The sequence below is a fragment of the Psychrobacter pacificensis genome, from assembly GCF_900101915.1.
Classification (GTDB): domain Bacteria; phylum Pseudomonadota; class Gammaproteobacteria; order Pseudomonadales; family Moraxellaceae; genus Psychrobacter; species Psychrobacter pacificensis.
The window spans coordinates 101,861-126,494 of sequence record NZ_FNAL01000006.1 but is presented as its reverse complement, the minus strand read 5'-3'; the positions used below and the strand labels follow the sequence as shown (position 1 = coordinate 126,494).

The window sequence follows — 24,634 nt, the reverse complement described above, 5'->3', positions numbered from 1 at the left end:
CAAAAAAAGAAATACCGCCATTCAGGCGGTATTATTGATACTTCTCACATTATATACATATGTTTGCCACTTTTATAGCGTATCGACACCTCTATAAGCTACTTGGCAGTACAACTGTCTAATAGTTTTTGCAAAAAGCCGTCACAACGTTCGATTTCGATCAGTTCTACATATTCATCCGCTTTGTGTGCCTGCTCAATACTACCAGGGCCACAGATGATCGTAGGGATGCCTGCATTGGTAAACTGACCACCTTCCGTTGCGTAAGCGACTTTATGACGCTCATCATCCCCTGTCAGAGCTGCTATTAATGATTGTAGCTCAGCGCTGTTATTATCCGTCATGGCAGGAACACTCTCTTCCTGCATCAGCTCGATACCCGTCTCAGGCGCACGCGCTTGCATTTGCGCATTTAACTCAGCAACTTTTGCTTGAATGGGCGCTAGTATATCGTCTTGGGTCATGTGCGGCAGGTTGCGATAGTCAAAAGTGAACTCACACAGATTGGGCACGATATTGGTGGCTGTACCGCCGTGTATAGTCCCTACTGACAATGTCGAATAAGGCACGGTAAACAATGCATCATTGTCATCACGAGTGCTCAGTTCTTCAGCAAGCGTGTCGACATAGCCCACCAATTTGCTTGCATAGCTGATCGCATTGACCCCTTGTCCAATCAATGAAGAATGCGCCGATTTACCATGGACACGGCAACGATACACCGCGATGCCTTTGTGTGCAACCACCATCGCCATATTGGTTGGCTCACCGACGATGCAATAATCAGGGGTGATACCGCGCGCTTTTAAATCCGCCAAAATCAATGGCGCACCCAAACAGCCAACCTCTTCATCGAACGACAGCGCGAGGTGCAATGGGCGACGCAGCTGACCGCTATTTGATAGCTGTACAGCTTGTGGCAATATTGTCAGCGCACACGCGATAAAACCCTTCATATCGCACGCACCGCGTCCGTATAGCTTGTCACCACGTATCGTCGCGGTGAACGGCTCTGATGTCCAGTCTTGACCATCGACAGGCACGACATCAGTATGACCTGAGAGCACCAAACCGTTATTAATTTGGTCAGCGTTTTCGCCAGCGGGTACGGTCACAAACAAGTTGGCCTTGGTCTTTGCCTCGTTAAAGGACAAATCTACCGTCAGACCAAGCTGCTCACAATACGCTCTCACATCATGAATCAATGCTAGATTGGAGTGTCGACTGACCGTATCGAAAGCGATAAGCCTAGACAGCCAATCAAGGCTATTACTCGGATGCGTAGCAGGGTTTAACTGTTGGTCATTGCTAGCATTGTCATTAGTATCTTGGATCATAAAATATCCCTATTATGATTTTTAAGAATTATGTCTTAAAAGTCATTTCTTAAAAGTCATTTCTTAAAAGCCATTTCTTAAAAACTACGAGGTATCAGATTTGTCTTATGATGGATTATTCTGATTCATCACGTCAAGCACGGGTGGCATCGGTTTTGGCAACTTGCCTTCTGCTTGTAGCTCTTTGGTGGTTTTGGCATTGATAGATAGTCCAGCAATCAGGGCGATGTCTTTTACAGGCTTGCGCTTACGCGTCGCAAAACTCACAGGCACCATACGAGCAAACTCGTAGATATAAAGATAAGACTCCTCTCCCCCCTCAAAATCCTCTTCTTCTTCTAACCGAATGCCACCAATTTTAGCCAAATCTGAGAGCATCTCATTCTCTTCGCTACTCAAATTACAATCAGTAATACCAAAACCCGTCATAAAGCCGTTTGACCACTGTTTCAATGCCATCACGCGCTCGTATAAACCATGTTCATCATCAGGGATCAGCGGCATATAAGCGTAGGCATCATCTTTATCTTTTAACTGAAACACCGTGTCTTCTGCTTCTTCTGTCAGCAACGTCAATGCCGCCTCTGGTAGCGGTGCAAAGCTCAGCTCTTCAAACACCTTTGCCCATGTGGCCTCATCAGGCGCGTTACACGCCGTCATCAGCCCTGTCATCAGGCCGTGCACCTCACTGATAGACACGTCCGTCCAATCATCAAACGCAGTCAGCCAAGTATTCCAGCCAGAGATATTATCATTCATAATAGAGGTCCTAGTAGTTAATTACTGTTCAAAAAATAAAAATAGTCACGACAAAATGTCTGGGACAAATCATCGATAGATAAAAGTAAAAAGACAAAGCCTCGTACTTGTAATTACTTTGTTGATATAGATATTATGCGGTCACCTATGGCATTATTAAATGCAGCGAACAAAATTCATTCACGCTTACTTGTTAAGGATAAAAACTGACTATGTATGATCAACTTAGAATATTAGAAAAAATGGTACTCGACATCAAAAAACAGTATCAGCTTGTCAGTGCTGAACTTAGCAGCCTAAAACAACACCCTGTTAGCGATGCAAAAGAAGTCTCTGCTCTAAAAAACAAGCTTGATACCAGCCACAGCGAGCGTGACGGTGCCAAAAAGCAACTGAACGATCTCGACAAGCGCTATCAAAGCCTTGCTGAAGCGCACCATATGATTGGTGAAGAACAAGACAAACTACAAAAACAAATCAGCCAATTACAACAACAAAATAGCGAGTTGCAAAAGCACAATAATGAATTAAAGCAGCAGTATAGCAATATCAAACAACAAAACAGTGAACTGCAAAAGAAGAATCAGTTGGCAGCAGAGCGTACGCAAGTCGTCTTGCAACGCTTAACCCGCATCGATCAAGCAGAAAGCTAACGCATTCCTGTAATAGATAGCAAAATATGCTACTTATTAAACCGCCCAACGCTATTTGTAAAACCTGATATCACTCATTTCACTGACCAGACATTGTAGGATGTATCATGACCGACAACCAAAGCAACGCTATAGAAAAACAGCCAAAAAATAACCCATCACAAAATACTCAAGCACCGAATAAAGACGTAGCCGTACAAAAATCCACTCAATCGGGGGCGAGCACATCCAGCACATCGTCTCAAGACAATGGTAAAGCGGCTGAGCCCCAGATCAAAAAAGTCGATATCGCGATTGCTGGCGTGACTTATCCAATTTTTTGTCCCGTTCATGAGCAAGAAGAGCTACTATCGGCGGTCTCTTATATCAATAACTATGCGCTTGATCTAAAGCGAGATGCACCAAGCCTCAGTCAAGAAAGCATACTGGTGCTGTGCTGCTTGAATTTATACGAAAAAATCCATGCCAACCAAAGAAGTGATGAAGACCGCTTGCAAAAAGATAAGCAATCACAGGCATTGCTAAATAAAATCATGAAAGACGCCCACTCTATTTTGTAATAGTGCGGTGTTGTCTCAGCAGACAGATCGTTCAAAACATGCATGATCTAATAGTGTGCGATATGATGAAAAAGCATCAAATCTATTAGCGCTTAGCCTACTAAAGCTAAGCGCTTTTTTATGGTCACTCGTTTTTATCTACCTGCTTACGCATAAGGTTTGTAAGTCTTGCCTGCGTGAAAGTCTGCCTGATGCTCATAATTGCAAAAGAATAATTCTTGGGCTGATTCAGTATTACCATCACTGGTTGTCGCTAAGCTAGGCTTAGTTTCAAGGACACCGCGATATTCCGCCAAACGGTTACCACAAAAATTGCACTGACGCGGTGTGGTGACATCGCCCTCTTTTGGCATCATGCTTTTGGGTGGACGTGGGTACATAAACTTGTAAAAAGCCCACATGGAAGCCCAGATAATAAGAATGACAGTAATAACGGCAAACACGGCAGCGCTCCTTCAACGACAAATAAACGTAATGAATAACAAGAGTGATGACACTTACCATGATCCAAGACGCTCGAATGCCTAAATTTTACCGTCAATAATGGCAATGGCACAATGCCTTTACGGTTAATTGTCGATGATGCTGGGTTGTCATGCATGGCTCTGACGAATACCCAAGTGCTATAGCAACAAAAAACTGGCCACAGTGAGCCAGTTTTTGTATCAAAACCTAAGATTAAAGGCTAGCAGTTATAGCTGTAGCTCGCTGATATCTGCCACAGTCAAGAACAAGGCGCGTACCTGCTTGAGCAAGGCTAAGCGGTTATTTTTGAGCGCTGCATCGTCGCTGTTGACCATCACGTTATCAAAGAATTGTGTCAATGGCTCATCTAAGCTCGCCAGCGTTTGCAATACTTGCGTATAGTCCGCTTGCTCAAGTAATGGCTGTACCACTGTCTGTGCTTGCTGCACATTTGCATATAAATTTTGCTCAGCAATCTCAGATAGTAGCGTCTCATCAACCGTATCAGCAACGCTCACTTCTGACTTGGCCAATATATTAGCAACGCGTTTGTTTGAATCCGCGAGCATTGACGCTTGTGACAGCTCACTAAATGCTTGTACGGCACGAATACGCTGATCAAAATCAAGCGGCATATGCGGGTTAATCGCTTGTACGGCCTGAATCGTATCGACGCTGACACCCTGCTCGGTATACATCGCACGATAGCGCGAGTTTAAGAACGCCATGACTTGGGTAAAAGTGTCACCCATTTTGGCAATTTTGCTACCTTCAGCATCGCTATAGCCTTTAATCGCTTGCTCAACGAGCGCTACCAGATTAATCGGTAACTTCTTTTCAATCAAAATGCGCAAAATACCAATGGCAGAACGACGTAGGCTAAACGGATCCTTTGACCCCGTCGGTGCTTGGTCAATCGCAAAAATACCAACGAGCGTATCTAGGCGATCAGCTAACGCTAAGCAAATACCAACTGGTGTTTGCGGTAATACATCACCACTGAACTTGGGCAGGTATTGCTCTTCTAAGCTTGCCGCAACTGCCTCAGGTTCCTCATTCAAACGTGCATAATACGTACCCGCGATACCTTGCAATTCAGGATACTCACCAACGAGCGAGCTGGCCAAATCTGCTTTGGATAAAATACCCGCACGTACGGTGTCATCGACGTCGATATCGTGGCCTTGCTGCTGCATTAGGGTAGCAATAAACGCGGCAAGCTTAGCAATACGCTCAGACTTCTCCCAAATCGTACCCAATTTGTCTTGGAATACACGAGTTTTTAGGCTCTCTGTGAGTGCAAATAACGGCTGCTTTTGATCTTGTAAGAAGAAAAACTCGGCATCAGCCAAACGTGGACGCACAACTTTTTCATTACCTTCAATAATCTGATTGGGGTCTTTAGACTCAATATTGGTGATAAAGATAAAGTACGGCTGCAATTTGCCCGTTTTATCCGTCAAGCAAAAATACTTTTGATCCGCTTGCATGGTCGAGATAAGCGCTTCTTGTGGCACTTGTAAAAAGCGTGCTTCAAAGCTTGCTCGTAGCGCAATGGGGAAATCAACCAATGCGGTAACTTCGTCCAACAAATCCTGCGGTACGATAGCATCAGAATTAACTTCATCTGCCAATGCTTTGACTTGGTTTTTGATCAGCATTTGGCGCTTATCAAAATCTGCCACGACTTTTAGACCATCTAACAGTTGCTCATAGTCATTGGCATGAGCAATATCATGGTAGTCAGGGCTGTGGAAACGGTGCCCACGAGTTTGCGAGCCTGTCTCATGCCCTTGGATAGTGGCATCAATAACAGTGTCATCCTGCATCAATACTACCCACTGGACGGGACGAACAAACTCGTTGCGACTGGCACCTGAGCGCATACGTTTGGCAATCGGTAGGCTATCTAACGCTGTTTGAAAAATAGCTGGCAGTAGCTCGGTAGTCGCTTGACCACTGATCGTTTGCTCAAAGCCGACATAGTCACCTTTATCGGTGTTAATGGTCGTAAGCTCGCTCGCTTCGATACCTAAGCCTTTAGCAAAACCCATCGCCGCGCGGGTTGGATTGCCATCGCTATCAAATGCCGCTTTGATAGCTGGTCCGCGTTTTTGCTCAGTGCGGTCAGGCTGCTTATCGCTAATGCCTTCAATTTGAATCGCCAAACGGCGCGGTGTGGCAAAGGCTTTGATGCTATCAAAGGTGATCTCAGCTGCAGATAATTGCTCAGTGACACTAGTTTGCAGCGCATCACGCAATGGTTTTAGGCTTTTTGGAGGTAGCTCTTCACACCCCAGTTCAAATAGAATAGTACTCATGGGATGCTCCTATTGCTTGTTCGTCGGTTGATTGTTGTCAGTGGTTTCTTTTGCTAAGCTGTCTGTTGATGAGCCTTCTGTTGCCGCGTCTTCTTTTGGCAAATACTTCTCAAGAGCTTCGGCACGGTGCGCGTCATCAGCCAATGGGAAGCCTAACTTGGCACGAGCTTCGACATAACCAAACGCAACCTTACGCGCAAGCGTACGTACACGCAGAATAAAGCGTTGACGCTCAGTGACCGAAATCGCACCGCGGGCATCAAGCAAGTTAAACGCATGAGAGGCTTTTAATACCATCTCATAGGCTGGCAATGGCAGGCCTGCTTCAACCAACTTATCTGCTTGCTGCTCATAAAAATCAAACATCTCACCCATCATTGGCACATCAGCGTGCTCAAAGTTATAGGTCGATTGCTCAACTTCGTTTTGATGGAACACATCGCCATAGGTGACGCGGCCAAACTCGCCATCTGCCCAGACCAAGTCATAGACGCTATCAACGCCCTGCACATACATCGCCAAGCGCTCAAGACCGTAAGTGATCTCGCCAGTGACTGGGAAGCACTCAATACCGCCGACTTGCTGGAAATAGGTAAACTGGGTCACTTCCATACCGTTGAGCCAAATCTCCCAGCCAAGTCCCCACGCGCCAAGCGTTGGTGATTCCCAGTTGTCTTCCACAAAACGTACATCATGCACCAATGGATCGATACCAATAGCGCGTAGCGAGTCCAGATATAGCTCTTGAATGTTAGGTGGGTTCGGCTTTAGTACGACTTGGAACTGATAGTAGTGTTGTAAACGGTTTGGATTGTCACCGTAGCGACCATCAGTCGGGCGACGCGATGGCTGTACATACGCAGCGTTCCAACGCTCAGGACCTAACGAGCGCAAAAACGTGGCGGTATGAAACGTGCCCGCGCCGACTTCCATATCGTAAGGTTGCAATACCACGCAGCCTTTGTCAGCCCAATAATTCTGTAAGGTTAGGATTAAGTCCTGAAAAGTCATCGGTTGAGGAGTTTGGTCTTGTGTCATCGGGGTTGTCGCTTCGGATGTCATAGTTTGGGTTTTCATAGTAAGTCACTGTGAAATGGGTATGATTAAATAAATCTCTGATAGTACTCATCACCTATTTGGCAACGACGCTATTTGCCTGCTCACCTTACTAAAAATTGACTATTTTATCCATATTTACGTTAACTAAATTTGCGTTGTCGATAAAAACACGCGACTATATCCCTGATTTACGACCGAACTATCATAAAAGAAGCCTGACCGGCGACTGATCTTGAAAACAAAAAAATACCCAAATGCGTGAGCATTCGGGCAGGAGGAAAATTGTATCTTGGGCATCCTGATGATTCAGGCTTTTTATTTTTGGAGACTGCTTGTTGGACAACTGCTTGTGGTACAGATTTATTTCTTTTAACGGGTATTAATGCCTAAATATCAAGCTTGGTTACTGATAGGAATCGCTATTGGCTTTTGGCATGACTATCCATAATACGATATAGATCAAAATACCCGGTACAGCAGCGCTTAGCGACGAAACAATTACAAATAGTAATCTGACCCACGTAGGTGACCAGCCGACATATTCTGCAATACCGCCCATCACGCCCGCTATCATGCGATTACTTTGTGAGCGATGTAATTTTGCTAATTTAGCCAAACTAAATACCTCTCTGTTATCTATTTTTATAATGTATTTTTTATTTTTTCTTGCTTTTTTAGTCTCAAGGCTACCTTGCCTTGCCAACTTATAAATAAGTATATCGATTCTTGAGAATTTATCTGTTGAAGGTATAGACGTACTTTGTGAGTTTATGATACGTAAGCTTGCCCTAACCTGTCATATCACCACGCAAGCCCCTGATTTTAAATAGTTATTTCAAAATGTTTCAGAATTTACTTTGTTGCTAAAACCTTGCTTTAGCTATTTACACAGTTCATTATTTTTTAAATGAATCAAAGAGATAAGTGGTGTTTTTATAGCGACTTGATAGTGGTAATGAATGCTCAAATCTTCAATTGTCAAAAAATCATCACTCGCTTTTTATTTTTAGATTCACACAAAAACCGCTGATGAAAAACATAATAATCTGCGTAAGAGTCAAATATAAGTCAGATTTACAATAACCTACCTGTAAATCCTCCAAAACCTTTATACCATGCTCATAAGTAACTCAGGTTTTAGAGAATTTATCCTTAAACCTGAAACAAATATAAGCCCAAAACAGAATAAGGATGGCTATGTACGACAACGGATTGATGATTGGACACTTTGAGCCCTTACATTTGGGGCAAATGCGCAGCATACTAGAAGCAGCAGGACAAGCAAAGACCCTGCATATCGTCATTATGACGCATCCATCACCGCATCCAGATTTTACGATCACCTTACAAGACAAAGCGCGTTGGCTACAGATGGCCTGTGCGGATTTGCCATTTATTCATATTCATACTACTGATGAGATCGAGTTACCGCTTCATGAGCATCTTTATGATAGTAATGATAGTAGCGAAAATGTCAGGATCGATGTGGCGACTAGTAATGCCAAATTGCAGCGCTTGATAAAGGCATTAGCACTCCCTGCAGAGACAGCATTGTTTATGGCGGAGAACCACCCACTGACGCAGAGTGATGTACAAGAGCAACTTATCCTACAAGTGGTCACTACTACGCTACAGCCTGAGTTCGACTCGTACGCCATTGCTCGCGACCCAGTCGCCCATTGGTCAGCAATCCATCCAGAGGCCCGCGCTAACTATACCAAGACCGTTGCGATCGTCGGCGGTGAAAGCTCTGGCAAGACAACACTGGTGCATAAGCTGGCTAATTACTATGGTGCCAGCTTTGCGCTGGAGATGGGACGTCTGTATGTGGGCACAGATTTGGGCGGTAGCGAAGTTGGGCTACAGTACAGCGATTACGCCCCTATTTGCCTCGACCATGCGCAAGCGATACGCGATGCTAAAGCCAATGCAACGGCTCCGGTTACGATCGTTGATACGGATTTTGTGACCACGCAAGCGTTTTGTGAAGAGTACGAAGGTCGCACGCATCCTTTTGTCGCTGCTTGCGTTGATGAGTTTCGCTTAGACCACACCATCATGCTCGATAACAATACGCCATGGGTTGATGACGGCATGCGCTCTTTAGGTACGCCTGAAGCACGTGGACGGTTCGAGCAGCGCTTGCTAGACATTTTTGCTCGTCACGATATCGCGCCGTATATGATTGACCAGCCCGATTACGATGCTCGTTATCAGCAAGCACTGCAATTTATCGATCAGCATATCTATGGCAAAACATTATAAGAGGCATCAAAGAGTGCCCTATTTATCATCATTTATTCAGCTAGCGCGTTGCAGTTAACATTATGTTGTCGTTAGCACTATATTGAAATCAGTATCAATTTTAGAGGAAAAATTTATGCGTATTCAGCTACTGGATAACATCACCGGAGAATGGTCAATGCAATGGATCATCGTTTGGTTTATTTGCGGGGTCATTGCTCTGTCCGCAGGTTTTTGGCTCACAACCGACCATACCACGCTTGATTGGTTTTACTTGGCTGTCTCGTTTATTGGTCTGATTTGTGTGGTGTCACTATCTTTTCGAAAAAACGTCATGGGCAATGGCTTTGGTATGGGCGCAACCGCAGGAGAAGTCATTGTACAGGCCACATCTGGCGCCGTAGGTCTGATGCTCGCGCCTCTATTTAACTTTTTTACCCATGTCTATGGCATTTTTTATTGGTCAAAACACACCGACCCTGATGGCGACATGATCCCAAAATCAGCGAGCAAAGCGGTGTGGTTGATCACTGCCGCATTTATCATCATCGGTCTTGCCCTTTTCCCAACCGTCAATGATCTACTGGCGAGCTACGGTTATGCGGTCGTCGAGGATGATAATAGTCTGTTTTTGGGATTTATCTCTTTCTTTTGGATCAACGTCATTGCCTTTGTGCTGTCTATTACCGCTCAGGCAGCCATGATTCTGCGTTATTCCTTTAACTGGTGGTTATGGATCATCGTCAACTTTGTCTGGCTGATCGTCAATCTCATGTCTGGCAACTATATTTTTGCGATTCAAACCATGGTGTATCAGGTAAACGCCTTTGTCGGTCTCTATGAGTGGCATCGCAGCGAACGAGGTTAATAGCAACATCTGTAGAAAAAAGCGTTTGAGATATTGAGATAAGTCTTACCAATATCGCATTGGCAATACGAGCGAAATTGACTGTGCCGTCTAACAGATAACATGGTGGACACGCGCAATTAGTGCTACAACTGGTACTAATTGCGCATGTTAATATTTAAATTGATAGCGCATGTCGGCGTCTTATTTCATTTACTAACAAGGAGGTTAGTATGTCTCGTCAACCCAAAATGTCCAAACGCACGCTTGAGCAGTGGCTCAGTGAGTATGCGGTCAGTCACCAAAACCTGATTAATAAGAAAATCCATTGGCTATGTGTGCCGACGATTTTTGTGAGTTTGTTGGGGATGGGAATGTCGCTGTCTGTATGGTTTACTCTCGTACTGAGCGCATTAGTCTTATTATTTTATATACGCTTATCGACCCCGCTATTTTTGGCAATGGGGCTGTTTATTCTGATTTGTCTGTCGGTTATGGCGGCTATGCCATGGGGATTCAAAGCGTGGGCGGCAGTATTTGTTGTTGCTTGGATTGGTCAGTTTATTGGTCATAAAATCGAAGGCAAAAAACCCTCGTTTTTTGAAGATTTACAGTTTTTATTAATCGGTCCAGCATGGGTCGCCAACAGTTTGATGCAACGTAAATAATCATTAAATTGTCGCATCAGTTCTGCAAATATCCAATGTAGCTGTACTGTCTTTACCCTTTATTCATAAAAAAACGCCACCCGATGCTTGGGTGGCGTTTTTTACGTGCTCTGTAGTTTATTTAGCAAACTTCCTAAGCAAGGCCATAGGTTGTCTATTCTCAAACAACAACATTAAGCACCAAACACTTTCATACGCTCATCAAGTGGCTTGAATTCTTTGTCGCCTGCTGGCTGCTCAATCTTACCAAATACCAGCTGTGCTTTTAGCTCCCAATCTGCATCAACATTCCAAGTGCTCGCGACTTTCTGATCGATCACTGGATTGTAATGCTGCAAGTTTGCACCGACATCAATGCTTGCTAGTGCCGTCCAGATGACGTATTGATGCATTGCGTTGGTTTGAGTTGACCAAATTGGGAAATTTTCAGCGTATAAAGGCGCTGCTTCTTGCATGCCTCTTACCACTGCTTGGTCTTCAAAGAATAGTACGGTGCCAGCACCCGATCTAAAGCCAGCAATTTTATCTTTGGTAGATTTAAACGCTTCTTCGTCACCGACGATAGCGCGTAAGGTCTCTTCAGTCATATCCCATAGTTTGTGATGATCATCGCCGAATAACACAACGACACGCGTTGATTGCGAGTTAAATGATGATGGTGTATGCAAGACAGCATGCTCAACTACTTTTACGACTTCATCGTTAGATACTGGCAGCTGGTCGCTGAGTGCGTATATAGAACGGCGCTTTTCTGCTAATTGTTGTAAGTCTTTTAGTTCTGACATCGTACTTCTCCATATTGTTGTAGGAATGATTTGCTCTGGGTTGATAGACCTTGTCGATCTTGTGATCAACAAGTCGTTATAAAACAGTTTATTTATGTGGGCTATTATCGGAACAATTTACCTAAAACCCCATGTATTTTTTGTAAAAAAAACTTAACAATGATGATTACCTTTGAAAAATAGGTTAATAAATTTTGCGTATTAGTGGTTAACCTTTGAAGCCTTTGGGTAGTTCTGGTGCCACCAGACGCTGCATATCAGAATCCACTTCACCAAAACGCTCATGACCATTGTTCCAATCAATGACTGATTGCTTGAGCTCCTCTTTGTTGTCAGCGACAAAATTCCACCACAGTAATACTTGGTTGTTTAGAGGCTCCCCACCAATGAACATCAAACGTGTGCCCTTGTTTGCTACCAGCTTTATAGAGGTCTTGCCGATCATGTCATCATGGTCAAAACGCAATAACTGGTCTTTCTTGTATACTTGACCTTCAGACTCCAGCTCTCCGGCGACGACCAAAATGCCATGCTCAAAGCTCGACTCCAAATTTAGCGTGATATCTCCATCTTCTAAAAAATGCACATCAATCCCGACCAGCTTAGAGTATTGCAGCGTTGGTGCTTGATAAAGCTTGCCAGATACTGATTGATAATTGCCCGTGGTCAAAATCAGCTCGACATTGCCTTCAGTCCATGTTGGCAGCTCTGGGTAATGATGAAAACTGCGTTCAATCTGCTGGTCAGTGGGTAAAGCTATCCATAGCTGTATCATATTGATGTGGCGATGAGCAGCGCTTGAGTCAGCATTGTCCAAAAAAACGCTTTGCTCTGTATGGCTAATACCTTGATTCAATCCTGTACCTGCGGTCATGAGGTTGACTTGGTTTTTGGCAATGACTTGCTCGCTACCCAAGCTGTCCTTATGTAAAATCTCACCATCAATCATCCAGCTAAAAGTTTGTAGATTGGTATGGGGGTGGCGACCAACTTGAACCCCTAAATCATCTTGAGCAAACTCAGCTGGCCCTGCGTGATCCAAAAAGCACCATGCGCCAATCGGTTGTTTGCCTTTATTGGGTAATAACCGTGCGATAGGAACACCACCAACCTCCGTTGATCGTGGCTTTAGAGTTCTAATCGTCATGTGGCACCTCTTGATCTGTATGCGGTTAGTCGAGCGAACGAACGATGCTACGGCGCTCATCCGTGATCTACATAGAAAGCGGCACTTCCATCACTAATACTGTTGCCGCCTCTTTCACTTCCATAGTGAAGTGCTTAGTATCCCAAACCCCAAGGCCGTCTCGAGTAGACAAAATGTTACCGTCTATCACGACTGTTCCTGCAATCACAAAAATATAAACACCATTATTAGGATTGTTTAGTTGGTAGGTCTGCGTCACGCCTTCATCAAACTCTCCCATACTGAACCAAGCATCTTGATGAATCCAAACCCCTGCATCATCTGCATTTGGTGATAGCACCTGATTGAATTCATTGGGCGTCATGATGGTTCCCATGTGCACTTGCTGATAGCGAGGAGCAACACTCATTTTATTTGGCATGACCCAGATCTGTAAAAATCTCACAGCTTCTTCACGACTGCCATTCATTTCACTATGAGTGATGCCTGTGCCCGCTGACATGACTTGGATCTCACCTGTCTCAATCATGCCCTCATTACCGATGCTATCGCCATGCGCAAGTTTGCCAGCTAGAGGAATGCTGATAATTTCCATATCACGGTGTGAGTGCTTGCCGAACCCTTGACCACCAATGACAAAATCATCATTGATGACACGTAAAACACCAAAGCCCATACGCTCAGGATTATAGTAATTGGCAAAACTAAAGGTATGACGGCTTTTGAGCCAGCCGTGATTGGCATTACCGCGTGAGTCTGCTGCATGATAGATCGTTTTCATTATTTATCCTTAATTATCAACACGTTTATTCTCTATATATTTGTTATTAATTCACGTGATTGAACAATGTATCTATTATAATTGTTGACTATATAGAGATAAACAGACATAAGTGCAAATAACTATTCTTTTTATTAGAACAATAATGAGGCATCGATAATGGGACAGTTAGAAGACATGGCGATATTTGTACGCATTGTCGAGGCAGGCAGCATCACTAAAGCCGCCGAACAATTAAATATTGCAAAGTCAGCCGTCAGCCGCCGCCTAAAAGACTTGGAGGCGCGCCTAGGCACTCAGTTGATCAGCCGTACGACGCGCCACTCTCACTTGACACAAGCAGGTGAGCAGTATTATCAGCAGGTCAACAGTATCTTAAACGCGGTTGATGCCTTGAACGAGACTACCAATGATACGCCAACGCGCATTGGGGGTACGCTAAAGATGACCGCGCCATTATCGTTTGGTCTTATGCATCTGACTGATGTGATTGATGAATATGCCAATCAGCACCCAAACCTGAAGTTTGAATTGGATTTTTCTGATCGGCATGTTGATCTGATTGAAGAAGGATATGAGCTGGCTATTCGAATCAGAGAGCTACGAGATTCTAGTTATCAAGCAAAGCCACTGGCACGGATTCGTTGCGTCATCTGCGCCAGCCCCGACTATTTAAAAAAAATGGGCACACCTCATACATTAGAAGATTTGGAGGAGCATGAGTTTTTGCAATACAGTCTTGGTCAAACAAACAATATAGAGCTGATTGACGCCCAAGGAAAAAAGCATTATCACGCGATGAACGCCAAAATTAAAGCCACCAATGGTGAGTTTTTAACGGATTTGGCAGTAAAAGGACATGGCATTACCGTCATTCCAACTTTCATCGCTTATAAAAAGCTGGCGCGTGGCGAGCTTGTACCGATTTTGCAGCAGTATCAATTGCCAATACTAAACGCTTATGCCGTCTATCCAAAAAATCGGTTTTTATCGCAGCGTTGTCGTTATTTGATTGACTTCATTGCTGAGCGCTTTGGTAATCATCCGTATTGGGATGATTTTTGATAAGATTTGATTAAGCAAGGTTAGGGCGTGTTGAACATTCGACCATGGCACTGACAGCGACTATTTTTTAGGCGATTCGATGTTAAAAATAATAAGTTTAGTCACTCTAAGCGCTTATTTTTAACGATGAAGCGGCAAAAAAGAGTCCTGTCCCCTGCTTTTATCGTTGGGGCTGATGCTAAAATTGCCCCATACTGCGTTACAAATCTCGCTAAGGCATCTGCATTATCGTCGCTTTGTGCCTTGTCTGGAACAATTTTAGCGATCAGCAGTGCCTATTTGCGAATGTTCAACACGCCCTAATCTTTTACAAAGTATAGCGTTGTAGCTCTAAGAAGCGATCTACTAGCAATAATTTCACGTTACTCGGTAATAGATGAGATTTCGCCAATCAGCTTCTTAGTCTTATATCTTGCTTCTGCTAATGCCATCTTGTCTTGTGCCACAACGGTCAATACACATGGTTTGCCGATATAGTCTGTTTTGACAAATAGCATATTGCCAGACGTGGCTTCAACGATTGTGATATCGCACTTACCTTGTTTCATCTGGGCAGCTGATGAGTCGCTGAGCGCTGATAGCGTACTGCTCATCGCCGCAAACTTGTCAGATTGGTTGCTCAACTCTTTGATCGAGAAGCAGCTAATAGGAAAACCATCTGTGGTGCATAAGCTGACCAATACGATTTCTCTATTGGCCTCACACAACGCTTTCATGTGACCCAAAAGTGCTATTTTTGCAGGTGATTTTTCGTTTTGTGTAGTCATATCTAACATCAACCTTGATTGTTCAGGGTATTAAATAATGATAATAGAGACACAGCGGACTCTTTGTTTCTTGGATCTACATTGATCACAGGCGCGACTATATCGTGTTCCATCAGCATGACTCTGATCTCTTGTCCGAGCACAGCCACGCTTTGTTTATCGGCATCTTCGCAGTGAGTAATACCAACGATACAGGTCGTCTGCTTTTTTGCTGGTGCAAAAAAGTGTAGCAGTTTATCTAAATTTGCATAATCAGGCGTCTCGCCATGCTTGATTAAGATGAGCAAGCCCCATAAAGAGTGGTTGACAAATTCCCACAAAAAAGAAAAACGCTCTTGACCTGGAACTCCATAGATACCTAGTGCCATATCATCAGATAAAGTAATTCTGCCATAATCAATACCGACAGTCGTGTACTCTTTACCAATATCGATACTCGATCTTGCCTCTGTCTCAAAAGGGCTGATTTCACTCAACGTCTTAACCATTCGAGTTTTTCCAGCACCTACTTCACCAATGATAGCTAACTTCTGATAATTCAATTTTTTACCTCATTCCTAAGAATTTCTTGATCGCGCCATAAAACTTATTAGGCTTTTTTCCATTAACCTTTGGCTCGTCTAACGGCTGTGTCTCTGTCACGCTCAGTATACCTGATTGATCAAACCCATTGATTATTTCTGTGACTTGAGGAGACGAACCAAACTCACCACTAGCGACCAATGTATCAAACGGATAAGGTTTTTTTGTCAGTTTGACACATAAATCCATAATCATTTGAGGATTACTGACATGATTTAGGTCAGGCCAAGCCAATAATTTGAGACTTTTACCTTTATAATCCTTTTGGGAGGCGGTATTAGACTTGTGTATATCAAAAAATGGCTGAATACGTTTTGTTTGCTGCTCATCGAAACTGTTTAAGACAACGCTATTTTTTTCAATAAAATCATCAAAAAAAGTGCCTTGATCCACAAAGTCGAACACGCTGATGCCCCAATTACGAAAGCTACGTTCAGTTACACTTTTATTCAGAAAAACCCAGATATTTTCATGCCTAGTATCAGATGATATCTTAGCCATCAGTCTATCTACTTCAATATCAGGACCTTCCAGCACCTGAAGATACTGCCCTTCACGATAGGATATGATGCCTGTGATGTGTGACTGTGGATTATTCTTACTAGAGACGCTAATGATGTCTGATAACCCACTAGGCATACGAATACTGCGATCTTTGATAGGCACTCTGCTGACGTATGCAATACATTTCATTTTGCCACCATTTGATAGAACATCTAAAACTTAATTAAGTTCTTATAATTATATATAAATTAATAATTCGTTATATACATACTGTATATAACGAATTTGACCTTATTGTGTATCCTAGGTAATACATCAGATGTAATAAGGCAGAATCAATAAACTATAGTAGAACCTCAATAAAATTGATACAGCATAGGAAACCCGCTCGATTAAACGCTACTTTTCTTGCTTGCTGTGACTGCGTCTCCAAAGGCTGCGAAAAATAGCGTTTAATCTTGCTATACCATTTTATAATGGTTTTACTATAGTGACTGGCTCAATTGATTTTGGCCAAATTATATTTCTAGTTTGCTTTCGATTGACTGTACTTTACGGCGTGCCAATGCAAGGTTCGCTTTTGATTTATCAAGTACTAAGTAGATAAATAAATCTTCATGACTGGCTGTCGGACGAATGATGTGTAGCTGAGACTCTAGTGTGATCAACATATCTTCGATTTCACCTTTGATGTCGAGTGATTTCATCGTTGCTACTTTTGCCTTTACAACTTGTGAGTTACCGGCAGCAGCCAGCTCAAGATCGACACCGCCACCAATCGTGCCTAACACCATACCTGACATATAATCCACAATGCAGGCACCCATCGCACCATCAAGATCCATTAACTCTTGTAAAGACTCATTGATATTTGACATACTTTTTTCCTATTTTTTTGTGTTGAGATAATTCTCGATTAGAGACACTTGCACAATCGAGCAATATCAAATTATGTTAAGCTGAATTGACTATATAAACATTAGTATAACTTAAATATGCTTACTTACACTTAAGGAATTATGATAATTGAATACGAATAATTAAATGTATTTTTAGGTACAGAAACTATAGCGTAATCGTAAACAAATTTCCGTAGTGACTGTTATTATATTCTATATACGGAGTCAGGTCATGTTTCTACTCGACCATTCAAGGAGAAATAACGACCACTGGGTAGGAAAAATCATACTAATTGATAATGATTATATTTTAGAGCCTAGAAACTATGTTTTTGACGTTAAATGGTAATCACCCCAAAAAAATAATAACACTTAAAAGTAGAAGCTAACTGCTAAAATACCAGCAGGCGTTTTGATATGAGCAAACGAATGACTGAGACCCAAATCGTATCGATATTAAAAGAAGAAGACGCTGGGATACCTGCTAAAAAGCTGTGCCGTAAATACGGGGTAGCTAGCTCGACTTTTATAATGAGGAACGTTAAGAAACAGTCTGGGAGACTGTTTTAGTGACGCAAGACGAAGCGATAGCGAAGTTAGATCCAAGTATGGTGGTATGGAAGCCTCTGATGTTAAGCGATTAAAAGAGCTTGAAGAAGAAAACCGTAGGCTCAAACAGATGTATGCTGATTTAAGCCTTAAAGCGCAAATGCCGGAAGAGATCATAAAAAAGCTATAGCGCCTGTACCCGAGCGCAAAGTCTGGGCGCAAGAATTACAGGCGCAGTATGATGTCAGCATTGCAGTGAGTTGTCAGGTGGTCTGCATGAGTCGAACCGCTTACTACTATAAGCCTAAGCTATCTGATGACAGTGAGATTATTGATGTCTTAAACAAGCTTACTGACAAGCACAATCGTTGGGGTTTCCCAAAGTGCTTTAAACGCATACGTAAGCTTGGCTATCAATGGAATCACAAGCGCGTACATCGTGTTTATACCGCGTTAAACTTAAACCTACGCCGTAAGTCTAAAAGACGGCTACCAGCACGTCATCCTCAGCCGTTAAGTGTGCCAAACGCATTGGGTCATACATGGTCAATGGACTTTATGAGCGACAGACTACACAACACTATTCACTTTTGAACCTTTAATGTGATTGATGATTACAACCGTGAAGTATAGTTGATCCAATTTGAGAGTGGTACAAGGCAGCCGAGTGCAGATGTATCTGTCATACTTCCAGCAAGGTTAACGCTGTAACGCTTTTATAGTGGATTGACTATATTAGGCATTGATATTGGTACCAGTATTCCCTCACTCCGAGTGATTCGCTACCTTGATCAGCTGGCTGAGTGGCATGGTTATCCTAAGCAAATTCGTGTGGATAACGGCAGTGAGTTTACATCTAGCGTATTCACTGATTGGGCATCAGCTCATGGCATCTATATTGATTATATCGAGCCTGGCTGTCCTTATCAGAACGCTTATATTGAACGGTTTAATCGCAGTTATCGCAATGAGGTTTTAGATTGCTACCTTTTCAACAATTTAAACGAGGTCAATATGCTGACTGAAGACTGGATCAAGGTTTATAACAACGAAAGACCCCATGATTCACTTAATGATATGACACCTACCGAGTACAGGCAGGTGGCTTAATTATTCTACGATGATGTTGTGTTAAGAATGGGGTATTTACAAAAGTACTCAAGTATTTAAGTTGATACGTCTAGTGTATAGCACCCATGACAGCTATTGCTATATTCTCTTCTTTCCATAGAGCGTCGATCTGTTCTTTGTCTTCGGTTATTTATCTAAAAAGTAGCGCTAAGTCGGATTTTACGCATAAAAAAAAGCCTCACTATAAAGTGAGGCTTTTTGTGCTTTTTCAAGCCATATTTGGAGCGGGAAAAGAGATTCGAACTCTCGACCCCAACCTTGGCAAGGTTATGCTCTACCACTGAGCTATTCCCGCTTATTATCGAATCATCGTGTTGTTAACAACTACTCCGTCTCGATAGGCTGGCTATTTTAGCAAATATTCTGTGGGTGTCAACACCTTTTTTAAAAATTATGGCTGATATTTCCAGTCCAGACCTTCGTTTTTGAGAAAATACCACATAAGCAATTGATTTAAAAAAGGAATTGCTTTTAGAAAAATATAAATTATTTCATATTAATAATAGCACTTTGAGGTTTATCCTCTGACATTGATACCTACTACTTCGGTTAAACCCTATCGGTCCACAGTTTACCTTACGTCACGTTTGTAAAATATTATAAATTTTTTTGCTATCACTAAAAGCAAAACGTTACTTCATTATGAACAATGTCTATTTCACTTACAATCATACGCTCTATTGTTACTTTTCCTATCTTGGTTTTACTTGGTTAACATTATTATACTTATTTACAATGATAGCTCTATTAGTAGGTGATTGGGCGTCGATAAAGAGCCATAAAAAATAGTGCCATTACTTGCTGCAACGCGATTTACTTTGTTTGATTTTTCTTTTTACCATTTATCGAGAGGATGCTTTTTATGAAAAAACTATTGACCACTGGTGTGATGGCGGCTTCATTGTCCGCGCTAACATTGACAGGCTGTACCAGTACGACCAATACTGGTGCCGTCGGCGTCGATCGTCAGCAGTTATTGTTGGTTTCTAGCGAGCAAGTACTGCAGTTATCTGCACAGAGCTACGCGAAGACACTGCAAGATGCAAGATCAAAAGGTGTATTAGATACCAATACCGCCCAATTGAATCGCTTGAAAAAAATTGCTAATCGTTTGGTTGGTCAAGTGGGTGTTTATCGTGCAGATGCAGCAAGATGGAAATGGGAAGTACACACGATCAAATCTGATCAGTTGAATGCTTTTGTTATGCCAGGTGGTAAGGTTATGTTTTACTCAGGCATCATTGACCGTCTGAACTTAACTGATGATGAGATTGCTGCGATCATGGGTCATGAAATCTCTCACGCATTACGTGAGCACTCACGTGAACGCATCTCACGCGAATACGCGACCCAAACAGGTATCGGTGTTGCTGCTAGTATCTTTGGTCTATCACAAGGTCAAGCGCAGCTAGCAAGCGTTGCTGGCGATCTAGGCTTGAGCCGTCCGCACAGTCGTACCCAAGAGAGCGAAGCCGATCAAATTGGTCTTGAGTTAATGGCGCGCGCAGGTTATAACCCACAGGCCGCTATTACTTTATGGCAAAAAATGCAGCGTGCAAGCCAAGGCGAGCCGCCTCAATTCCTAAGCACTCACCCAACGAGCAGCAGCCGTATCGCGGAGCTACAATCATTAATGCCAAAAGTAATGCCACTGTATCAAAAGGCGCGTCGTTAACACGTGACTTAGCGTATTAAGCTACGACTCATGAAGTGCGCAAATACCAAAAAGCAAAGTACAGACTCTGAGCTGCGCTTTGCTTTTTTACTTTTACTATTTATGGTTGTCACAATTTAAGAGGTCTTAAAACGCGCGCTGTACTGGTTTCTATGTCTGCTATAATACCGATAGATATCATTTGCAGATTGCCTAATAGAATTGCGCAATATACATTGAAGGATTGTTATGAGCACTACACCTACCGCCGATGCACTTCATGCCAAGCTACAGGCTCTAGAGCCGCAGCACATTGAACTAATCAATGAGTCAATGGCCCATGCTGGCTATTTCGAAGGCAAAGAAAGCCACTTTAAGCTCACTATTGTCAGTGAGGCATTCGAGGGCAAGCGACTGGTCGGGCGTCATCAGCTAATATATGGATTGGTTACGCCTTTATTGACGTCACAAGACGGTCAAGTACATGCTTTAGCCATTCATGCTTATACACCGACAGAGTGGCAAGGTCAAAGCCCTGACAGTCCATTATGTGCGGGTCAAAATAAATAGCTGACAATAAAATGTTTTAAATAAGCCCATATAATGCAGTTCTAGCAGGAGCAATATTCGATGAAACATCTACACATGCTGATGGCAGTACTGACCATTGTGCTGTTCTTATATCAGAGCTACTTAGTGCTCAGCGCAAATAGACGCGCGCCACGTGTGGTCAAGATCGCCACTCATATTATCTATGCATTACTGATCGTATCAGGTGCGATCATGCTCATGCAACTGATGAGTGTTAATGCGCCTGTACAGTGGGTATTTGCCAAAATCATCTTACTTATCGCAGCGATCAGCTCAAGTATCAAAGCCTTTAATACCCATGCGACACCCACTCAGAGCAAAACAGGTATCCTGATTTCAGCTATCGCATATGTTGGCATTGTAATACTCGCCTTTGTCAAACCCGCCAACCTATTTTGATAAGCAATTGTCGTTGTAGCAGCGCTTTAATATTTTGAGTAAATATTGTATTGCTATCGCACAAGCAGACGTATTGATAAGACCGTAAAATATTTAACCATTTATATTTTTTCAATATCTTAAACATGCTATTTTTGCTATCTTAAATAGATATAAATACAATTACTTAGCTTAATGGAGCCACTATGAAAACGTTTACCAAGGCGACACTACTGGCAACAGTTGGCGTTTTTGCGCTCTCAGGCTGTGCCTCTACGGGCAATGTCACGCCGCAATATGTGCCGCCCAGCACTTATCAAAACTATGATTGCCAAGCATTGAGCCAAGAATACAATCGCGTCAACCGTTATGTCGAAGCGGCGCGCAATGAGCAATCTACTTTTGCAGCGTCCGGCGTGGGCGTGGGGATTTCTGCAGGACGCTGGGGTATCTCTCCCAATATTAGCTTTGGGGTTGGCAAAAGCAATAATACCAAAGCGCGTGACGCAAAGTTATCGCGGCTCTATGGTGAGCGCGATGCGATTGTCCAATCTGCCCGTATTCAACGTTGTAGTTTTGCCAATGGCATCAAGATTTATGGTGAATAAGATTTAGCGATCTGCACTCTCGTTAAGATAGAATCGTGACATAACAAAAAAGCCAATACGCGCTCAGCATATTGGCTTTTTTATAGCTATAACTTTGATGAGTCATAATCTAATCTGAGTAATACTACTTTACTAAGCCTTACGCCTGCAGGCTTTGCACCCACTGGATGATTTGATTGCTTGGTAGTGCGCCTGACTGACGCGCGACTTCCTTACCATTTCTAAAGGCAACCATCGTCGGTAAGCTTCGGATATTATAAGGGGCTGCCGCTTGCTCATATTTATCCGTCTGTACTTTGGCAAACACTACCTGCGGCAATTGACCAGCAGCCGTCTTGAACTCTGGTGCCATCATAATGCACGGCTGGCACCAGCTCGCCCAAAAATCTACGATGGTCAATACGTCGTTTTTTTGGATAACCTTATTGGCCGTCTGTGCATTAAGCTCATGCGGGCTTGCGGTCAACAATGCCTGACCACACTTGCCACACTTCGGTGCAGCGCTTAGCCGTGCAGCCGGAACACGGTTGGTGGCCTGGCAATGCAGGCATACTAAATGAAAACTGTATTCACTCATTATCTGTGTCCTATTTTAATTGTTCTGGAGTGTCTCGATCGGTTTGTATCAATAATTTTAGCATAGTCATTTATAGATAAGTGCCTACCCTACAGCGCGATACGATATATCATATTTTTTAGTCATGACACGCTTTGATTTATTCACCAAGGACATTGATAGGTACTTTTAGATAGCGCGTACCGTTGTCCTCTGGCGCGGGAAAGTTCCCCGCATCAATATTCACTTGTACCGCTGGTATAATCAGACGCGGCATGTCCAAGGTCGCATCGCGGCGCTCACGCATTTGCACAAACTCTGCTTCGTTGATACTGTCTTTGACATGGATATTTTCTAATTTTTGGGCAGCAACGGTAGTCGTTGGGCAGTGCTGGCGACTCTCACGCGGATAGTCATGGCACAGATACATCACAGTATCTTCAGGGAGTGCGAGCAGTTTTTGGATAGAGCGATAAAGCGTCTTTGCGTCACCACCTGGGAAATCACAGCGAGCCGTGCCCACATCAGGGGCAAATAACGTATCGCCGACGAACACCACTGTTTTCTCATTATCAGCCGCCACATAGGCCATATCAGCACGAGTATGACCTGGCACATACATGGCTGTGATTGTAATACTGCCGAGCGCTAACGTCTCACCATCGTCTGTCAAAATATCAAACTGACTGGCATCGGTGCGGAAACTGGTATCAAAGTTAAAGATTTGCTTAAATATTTTTTGTACTTCAGTGATGTGCTGACCGATGACCAATTGTCCACCCAGGCTTTCTTTGACATGGATCGCCGCCGATAAATGATCCGCATGAGCGTGCGTCTCAATAATGTATTTCAGCGCCCAACCGCGCTCACGTACGAACTCAATGACCTCGTCAACGCTGCTTGTGCTCGTCCTACCTGATTTTGCATCAAAGTTTAATACTGGATCAATCATGGCACATAGCTGCTGCTCGACATCAGCCAGTACATGTGTGTAGGTTTCTGTGTCTCTATCTAAGAAAGAATGAACTTGCATGGCTGCCTCTTTGTCTATTTATGAGTGTTTGAGTGTTATGGCAATGTGGTTTTTATATTCAATTAACGCTTAAGTATGATATTGAGTCGTATATAATGATTGCTTATCATTACGATTTTTTTGTTATTACTAATATAGCAACTGCAATACATTTTATCAATTTATATAATGTAAATAATTATATCTTGCTATGTGGCGCGATATCATTGATAATGAACCCTATGTTATTGAAAATAATATGGCAGTGACTGCCCTATTATATAAGGAGCTTATTCTGGCTACTTCTATTTCATCAATGAGTACATCTACTCATAGCGCTAACCATGATACGTCCTCTGATAGCGCCGACTTTTCATCTATTGATCTTGCCAAACAAATGCAACAAGCATCGATGCAGGCCAGCCAATTACTAAAGTCGCTCTCTCATCCTGATCGCCTACTTTTACTTTGTCAGTTGACACAAGGTGAGTACTGCGTCGGTGAGCTTGAGGGGTTGGTTGGTGTTGGACAGCCAAGCTTGTCGCAGCAACTGGGTATCTTGCGTAAGGATGAGCTGGTTGCCACTCGCCGTGAGGGCAAGCAAATTTACTATCGTATCGCAAGTGATGATGCTTTAGCCGTATTAGATCTGCTTTATCAGAGATTTTGTGCCAAAACCGAATAATGCCGTACTCGCCTGACTGTTTTATAC

The 24,634-nt window shown here is 43.1% G+C and carries 28 protein-coding genes, 1 tRNA gene and 1 pseudogene; 14 read left to right on the top strand and 16 right to left on the bottom strand.

Translation table 11 applies throughout. The features are described from left to right. Window positions 1-98: 98 nt before the first annotated feature. Entirely contained in the window at window positions 99-1,337 is a 1,239-nt protein-coding gene (argE, locus tag BLR43_RS05430) for an acetylornithine deacetylase (RefSeq protein WP_093069381.1), read from the bottom strand. Between the two features lie 105 nt (window positions 1,338-1,442). Beyond that, window positions 1,443-2,096, bottom strand: coding sequence for a UPF0149 family protein (locus BLR43_RS05425; protein WP_093069378.1), 654 nt, complete (start codon window positions 2,094-2,096; stop codon window positions 1,443-1,445). Between the two features lie 212 nt (window positions 2,097-2,308). Here BLR43_RS05425 and BLR43_RS05420 point away from each other — a divergent pair, with 212 nt between their 5' ends. Both BLR43_RS05420 and BLR43_RS05415 read left to right on the top strand, forming a co-directional pair. After that, window positions 2,309-2,749 (top strand): hypothetical protein, encoded by a 441-nt coding sequence (locus BLR43_RS05420; protein WP_093069376.1) that lies wholly within the window; start codon window positions 2,309-2,311, stop codon window positions 2,747-2,749. A gap of 107 nt (window positions 2,750-2,856) precedes the next feature. Next, complete coding sequence (locus BLR43_RS05415) at window positions 2,857-3,309, top strand: cell division protein ZapA (RefSeq protein WP_093069374.1); 453 nt, start codon at window positions 2,857-2,859, stop codon at window positions 3,307-3,309. A 146-nt stretch (window positions 3,310-3,455) separates the two neighbouring features. On the opposite strand, the gene BLR43_RS05410 is transcribed toward BLR43_RS05415, so the two are convergent. The 4 genes from BLR43_RS05410 to BLR43_RS05395 all read right to left on the bottom strand — a co-directional run bounded on the left by BLR43_RS05410 (window position 3,456) and on the right by BLR43_RS05395 (window position 7,770). Beyond that, a complete protein-coding gene (locus tag BLR43_RS05410) occupies window positions 3,456-3,752 on the bottom strand; it encodes a hypothetical protein (RefSeq protein WP_227674130.1) in 297 nt (98 codons plus the stop codon). A 249-nt stretch (window positions 3,753-4,001) separates the two neighbouring features. Continuing rightward, window positions 4,002-6,095: a glycine--tRNA ligase subunit beta gene (glyS, locus tag BLR43_RS05405; protein WP_093069372.1), complete on the bottom strand. Its 2,094-nt coding sequence runs from the start codon at window positions 6,093-6,095 to the stop codon at window positions 4,002-4,004. 9 nt (window positions 6,096-6,104) lie between these two features. Further along, window positions 6,105-7,106 carry a glycine--tRNA ligase subunit alpha gene (gene glyQ / locus BLR43_RS05400; protein WP_227674152.1) on the bottom strand — a complete coding sequence of 334 codons (1,002 nt, stop codon included), beginning with the start codon at window positions 7,104-7,106 and terminating at the stop codon, window positions 6,105-6,107. A 451-nt stretch (window positions 7,107-7,557) separates the two neighbouring features. Continuing rightward, window positions 7,558-7,770 carry a PspC domain-containing protein gene (locus BLR43_RS05395; protein ID WP_093069369.1) on the bottom strand — a complete coding sequence of 71 codons (213 nt, stop codon included), beginning with the start codon at window positions 7,768-7,770 and terminating at the stop codon, window positions 7,558-7,560. A 581-nt stretch (window positions 7,771-8,351) separates the two neighbouring features. Between BLR43_RS05395 and nadR the strand changes: the two genes are divergently transcribed. The 3 genes from nadR to BLR43_RS05380 all read left to right on the top strand — a co-directional run bounded on the left by nadR (window position 8,352) and on the right by BLR43_RS05380 (window position 10,913). Continuing rightward, the gene (nadR, locus tag BLR43_RS05390; protein ID WP_093069367.1) at window positions 8,352-9,419 is read left to right on the top strand and encodes a multifunctional transcriptional regulator/nicotinamide-nucleotide adenylyltransferase/ribosylnicotinamide kinase NadR; all 1,068 of its coding nucleotides are present in this window, start codon (window positions 8,352-8,354) and stop codon (window positions 9,417-9,419) included. 115 nt (window positions 9,420-9,534) lie between these two features. Then, window positions 9,535-10,266 (top strand): nicotinamide riboside transporter PnuC, encoded by a 732-nt coding sequence (pnuC, locus tag BLR43_RS05385; RefSeq protein ID WP_071003024.1) that lies wholly within the window; start codon window positions 9,535-9,537, stop codon window positions 10,264-10,266. A gap of 212 nt (window positions 10,267-10,478) precedes the next feature. Next, window positions 10,479-10,913: an Mpo1 family 2-hydroxy fatty acid dioxygenase gene (locus BLR43_RS05380; RefSeq protein WP_071003023.1), complete on the top strand. Its 435-nt coding sequence runs from the start codon at window positions 10,479-10,481 to the stop codon at window positions 10,911-10,913. A 173-nt stretch (window positions 10,914-11,086) separates the two neighbouring features. Here BLR43_RS05380 and BLR43_RS05375 read toward each other — a convergent pair whose 3' ends face one another. From BLR43_RS05375 to BLR43_RS05365, 3 genes are all read right to left on the bottom strand, one after another. Beyond that, window positions 11,087-11,698, bottom strand: coding sequence for a nitroreductase family protein (locus tag BLR43_RS05375; protein WP_071003022.1), 612 nt, complete (start codon window positions 11,696-11,698; stop codon window positions 11,087-11,089). Window positions 11,699-11,906: 208 nt separating this feature from the next. Next, window positions 11,907-12,845: a pirin family protein gene (locus BLR43_RS05370; protein WP_093069364.1), complete on the bottom strand. Its 939-nt coding sequence runs from the start codon at window positions 12,843-12,845 to the stop codon at window positions 11,907-11,909. Window positions 12,846-12,912: 67 nt separating this feature from the next. Continuing rightward, window positions 12,913-13,626, bottom strand: a complete 714-nt coding sequence (locus BLR43_RS05365) for a pirin family protein (RefSeq protein WP_093069362.1) — start codon at window positions 13,624-13,626, stop codon at window positions 12,913-12,915. A 159-nt stretch (window positions 13,627-13,785) separates the two neighbouring features. Between BLR43_RS05365 and BLR43_RS05360 the strand changes: the two genes are divergently transcribed. Further along, a complete protein-coding gene (locus BLR43_RS05360; RefSeq protein ID WP_093069359.1) occupies window positions 13,786-14,691 on the top strand; it encodes a LysR family transcriptional regulator in 906 nt (301 codons plus the stop codon). 362 nt (window positions 14,692-15,053) lie between these two features. Here BLR43_RS05360 and BLR43_RS05355 read toward each other — a convergent pair whose 3' ends face one another. From BLR43_RS05355 to BLR43_RS05340, 4 genes are all read right to left on the bottom strand, one after another. Beyond that, window positions 15,054-15,458 (bottom strand): roadblock/LC7 domain-containing protein, encoded by a 405-nt coding sequence (locus tag BLR43_RS05355; RefSeq protein ID WP_143007412.1) that lies wholly within the window; start codon window positions 15,456-15,458, stop codon window positions 15,054-15,056. Window positions 15,459-15,466: 8 nt separating this feature from the next. Beyond that, entirely contained in the window at window positions 15,467-16,000 is a 534-nt protein-coding gene (locus BLR43_RS05350; RefSeq protein WP_071003018.1) for a GTP-binding protein, read from the bottom strand. A 4-nt stretch (window positions 16,001-16,004) separates the two neighbouring features. Further along, window positions 16,005-16,733 carry a BLUF domain-containing protein gene (locus BLR43_RS05345; protein ID WP_093069357.1) on the bottom strand — a complete coding sequence of 243 codons (729 nt, stop codon included), beginning with the start codon at window positions 16,731-16,733 and terminating at the stop codon, window positions 16,005-16,007. Window positions 16,734-17,062: 329 nt separating this feature from the next. After that, complete coding sequence (locus BLR43_RS05340) at window positions 17,063-17,422, bottom strand: hypothetical protein (protein WP_071003016.1); 360 nt, start codon at window positions 17,420-17,422, stop codon at window positions 17,063-17,065. A gap of 619 nt (window positions 17,423-18,041) precedes the next feature. Here BLR43_RS05340 and BLR43_RS14015 point away from each other — a divergent pair. The 3 genes and pseudogenes from BLR43_RS14015 to BLR43_RS05330 form a co-directional block, all read left to right on the top strand. Continuing rightward, window positions 18,042-18,126 (top strand): annotated as a pseudogene (locus BLR43_RS14015) (transposase); the annotation flags it as partial. A 142-nt stretch (window positions 18,127-18,268) separates the two neighbouring features. Continuing rightward, on the top strand, window positions 18,269-18,586 hold the full coding sequence (locus BLR43_RS05335; RefSeq protein ID WP_093069354.1) for an IS3 family transposase: 318 nt from the start codon (window positions 18,269-18,271) through the stop codon (window positions 18,584-18,586). Window positions 18,587-18,718: 132 nt separating this feature from the next. Next, the gene (locus BLR43_RS05330; protein WP_093069352.1) at window positions 18,719-19,102 is read left to right on the top strand and encodes an integrase core domain-containing protein; all 384 of its coding nucleotides are present in this window, start codon (window positions 18,719-18,721) and stop codon (window positions 19,100-19,102) included. A gap of 241 nt (window positions 19,103-19,343) precedes the next feature. Here the strand turns inward: BLR43_RS05330 and BLR43_RS05325 are convergent. Then, window positions 19,344-19,418 (bottom strand) — tRNA-Gly (locus BLR43_RS05325). 567 nt (window positions 19,419-19,985) lie between these two features. Between BLR43_RS05325 and BLR43_RS05320 the strand changes: the two genes are divergently transcribed. From BLR43_RS05320 to BLR43_RS05305, 4 genes are all read left to right on the top strand, one after another. After that, the gene (locus BLR43_RS05320) at window positions 19,986-20,798 is read left to right on the top strand and encodes a M48 family metallopeptidase (RefSeq protein ID WP_093069350.1); all 813 of its coding nucleotides are present in this window, start codon (window positions 19,986-19,988) and stop codon (window positions 20,796-20,798) included. 228 nt (window positions 20,799-21,026) lie between these two features. After that, entirely contained in the window at window positions 21,027-21,347 is a 321-nt protein-coding gene (locus BLR43_RS05315; RefSeq protein WP_093069348.1) for a BolA family protein, read from the top strand. A gap of 60 nt (window positions 21,348-21,407) precedes the next feature. Continuing rightward, window positions 21,408-21,767, top strand: a complete 360-nt coding sequence (locus BLR43_RS05310; RefSeq protein ID WP_093069345.1) for a SirB2 family protein — start codon at window positions 21,408-21,410, stop codon at window positions 21,765-21,767. A gap of 185 nt (window positions 21,768-21,952) precedes the next feature. Next, window positions 21,953-22,354: a hypothetical protein gene (locus tag BLR43_RS05305; RefSeq protein ID WP_071003013.1), complete on the top strand. Its 402-nt coding sequence runs from the start codon at window positions 21,953-21,955 to the stop codon at window positions 22,352-22,354. A 139-nt stretch (window positions 22,355-22,493) separates the two neighbouring features. Here the strand turns inward: BLR43_RS05305 and trxC are convergent, their stop codons facing one another. Together trxC and BLR43_RS05295 are read right to left on the bottom strand one after the other, a co-directional pair. After that, window positions 22,494-22,931 carry a thioredoxin TrxC gene (gene trxC / locus BLR43_RS05300; protein WP_071003012.1) on the bottom strand — a complete coding sequence of 146 codons (438 nt, stop codon included), beginning with the start codon at window positions 22,929-22,931 and terminating at the stop codon, window positions 22,494-22,496. A gap of 139 nt (window positions 22,932-23,070) precedes the next feature. Then, the gene (locus BLR43_RS05295) at window positions 23,071-23,943 is read right to left on the bottom strand and encodes an MBL fold metallo-hydrolase (RefSeq protein WP_071003011.1); all 873 of its coding nucleotides are present in this window, start codon (window positions 23,941-23,943) and stop codon (window positions 23,071-23,073) included. 238 nt (window positions 23,944-24,181) lie between these two features. Here BLR43_RS05295 and BLR43_RS05290 point away from each other — a divergent pair, with 238 nt between their 5' ends. Continuing rightward, on the top strand, window positions 24,182-24,607 hold the full coding sequence (locus BLR43_RS05290; protein ID WP_228724536.1) for an ArsR/SmtB family transcription factor: 426 nt from the start codon (window positions 24,182-24,184) through the stop codon (window positions 24,605-24,607). Window positions 24,608-24,634 lie beyond the last annotated feature (27 nt).

Excerpts from the sequence above, each read along its gene's own strand:
- argE (WP_093069381.1), bottom strand. The coding sequence starts at position 1,337 with ATGATCCAAGATACTAATGACAATGCTAGCAATGACCAACAGTTAAAC.
- BLR43_RS05425 (WP_093069378.1), bottom strand. The coding sequence starts at position 2,096 with ATGAATGATAATATCTCTGGCTGGAATACTTGGCTGACTGCGTTTGAT.
- BLR43_RS05420 (WP_093069376.1), top strand. The coding sequence starts at position 2,309 with ATGTATGATCAACTTAGAATATTAGAAAAAATGGTACTCGACATCAAA.
- BLR43_RS05415 (WP_093069374.1), top strand. The coding sequence starts at position 2,857 with ATGACCGACAACCAAAGCAACGCTATAGAAAAACAGCCAAAAAATAAC.
- glyS (WP_093069372.1), bottom strand. The coding sequence starts at position 6,095 with ATGAGTACTATTCTATTTGAACTGGGGTGTGAAGAGCTACCTCCAAAA.
- glyQ (WP_227674152.1), bottom strand. The coding sequence starts at position 7,106 with ATGACTTTTCAGGACTTAATCCTAACCTTACAGAATTATTGGGCTGAC.
- nadR (WP_093069367.1), top strand. The coding sequence starts at position 8,352 with ATGTACGACAACGGATTGATGATTGGACACTTTGAGCCCTTACATTTG.
- pnuC (WP_071003024.1), top strand. The coding sequence starts at position 9,535 with ATGCGTATTCAGCTACTGGATAACATCACCGGAGAATGGTCAATGCAA.
- BLR43_RS05380 (WP_071003023.1), top strand. The coding sequence starts at position 10,479 with ATGTCTCGTCAACCCAAAATGTCCAAACGCACGCTTGAGCAGTGGCTC.
- BLR43_RS05375 (WP_071003022.1), bottom strand. The coding sequence starts at position 11,698 with ATGTCAGAACTAAAAGACTTACAACAATTAGCAGAAAAGCGCCGTTCT.
- BLR43_RS05370 (WP_093069364.1), bottom strand. The coding sequence starts at position 12,845 with ATGACGATTAGAACTCTAAAGCCACGATCAACGGAGGTTGGTGGTGTT.
- BLR43_RS05365 (WP_093069362.1), bottom strand. The coding sequence starts at position 13,626 with ATGAAAACGATCTATCATGCAGCAGACTCACGCGGTAATGCCAATCAC.
- BLR43_RS05360 (WP_093069359.1), top strand. The coding sequence starts at position 13,786 with ATGGGACAGTTAGAAGACATGGCGATATTTGTACGCATTGTCGAGGCA.
- BLR43_RS05355 (WP_143007412.1), bottom strand. The coding sequence starts at position 15,458 with ATGACTACACAAAACGAAAAATCACCTGCAAAAATAGCACTTTTGGGT.
- BLR43_RS05345 (WP_093069357.1), bottom strand. The coding sequence starts at position 16,733 with ATGAAATGTATTGCATACGTCAGCAGAGTGCCTATCAAAGATCGCAGT.
- BLR43_RS05340 (WP_071003016.1), bottom strand. The coding sequence starts at position 17,422 with ATGTCAAATATCAATGAGTCTTTACAAGAGTTAATGGATCTTGATGGT.
- BLR43_RS05335 (WP_093069354.1), top strand. The coding sequence starts at position 18,269 with ATGAGTCGAACCGCTTACTACTATAAGCCTAAGCTATCTGATGACAGT.
- BLR43_RS05320 (WP_093069350.1), top strand. The coding sequence starts at position 19,986 with ATGAAAAAACTATTGACCACTGGTGTGATGGCGGCTTCATTGTCCGCG.
- BLR43_RS05315 (WP_093069348.1), top strand. The coding sequence starts at position 21,027 with ATGAGCACTACACCTACCGCCGATGCACTTCATGCCAAGCTACAGGCT.
- BLR43_RS05310 (WP_093069345.1), top strand. The coding sequence starts at position 21,408 with ATGAAACATCTACACATGCTGATGGCAGTACTGACCATTGTGCTGTTC.
- BLR43_RS05305 (WP_071003013.1), top strand. The coding sequence starts at position 21,953 with ATGAAAACGTTTACCAAGGCGACACTACTGGCAACAGTTGGCGTTTTT.
- trxC (WP_071003012.1), bottom strand. The coding sequence starts at position 22,931 with ATGAGTGAATACAGTTTTCATTTAGTATGCCTGCATTGCCAGGCCACC.
- BLR43_RS05295 (WP_071003011.1), bottom strand. The coding sequence starts at position 23,943 with ATGCAAGTTCATTCTTTCTTAGATAGAGACACAGAAACCTACACACAT.
- BLR43_RS05290 (WP_228724536.1), top strand. The coding sequence starts at position 24,182 with ATGGCAGTGACTGCCCTATTATATAAGGAGCTTATTCTGGCTACTTCT.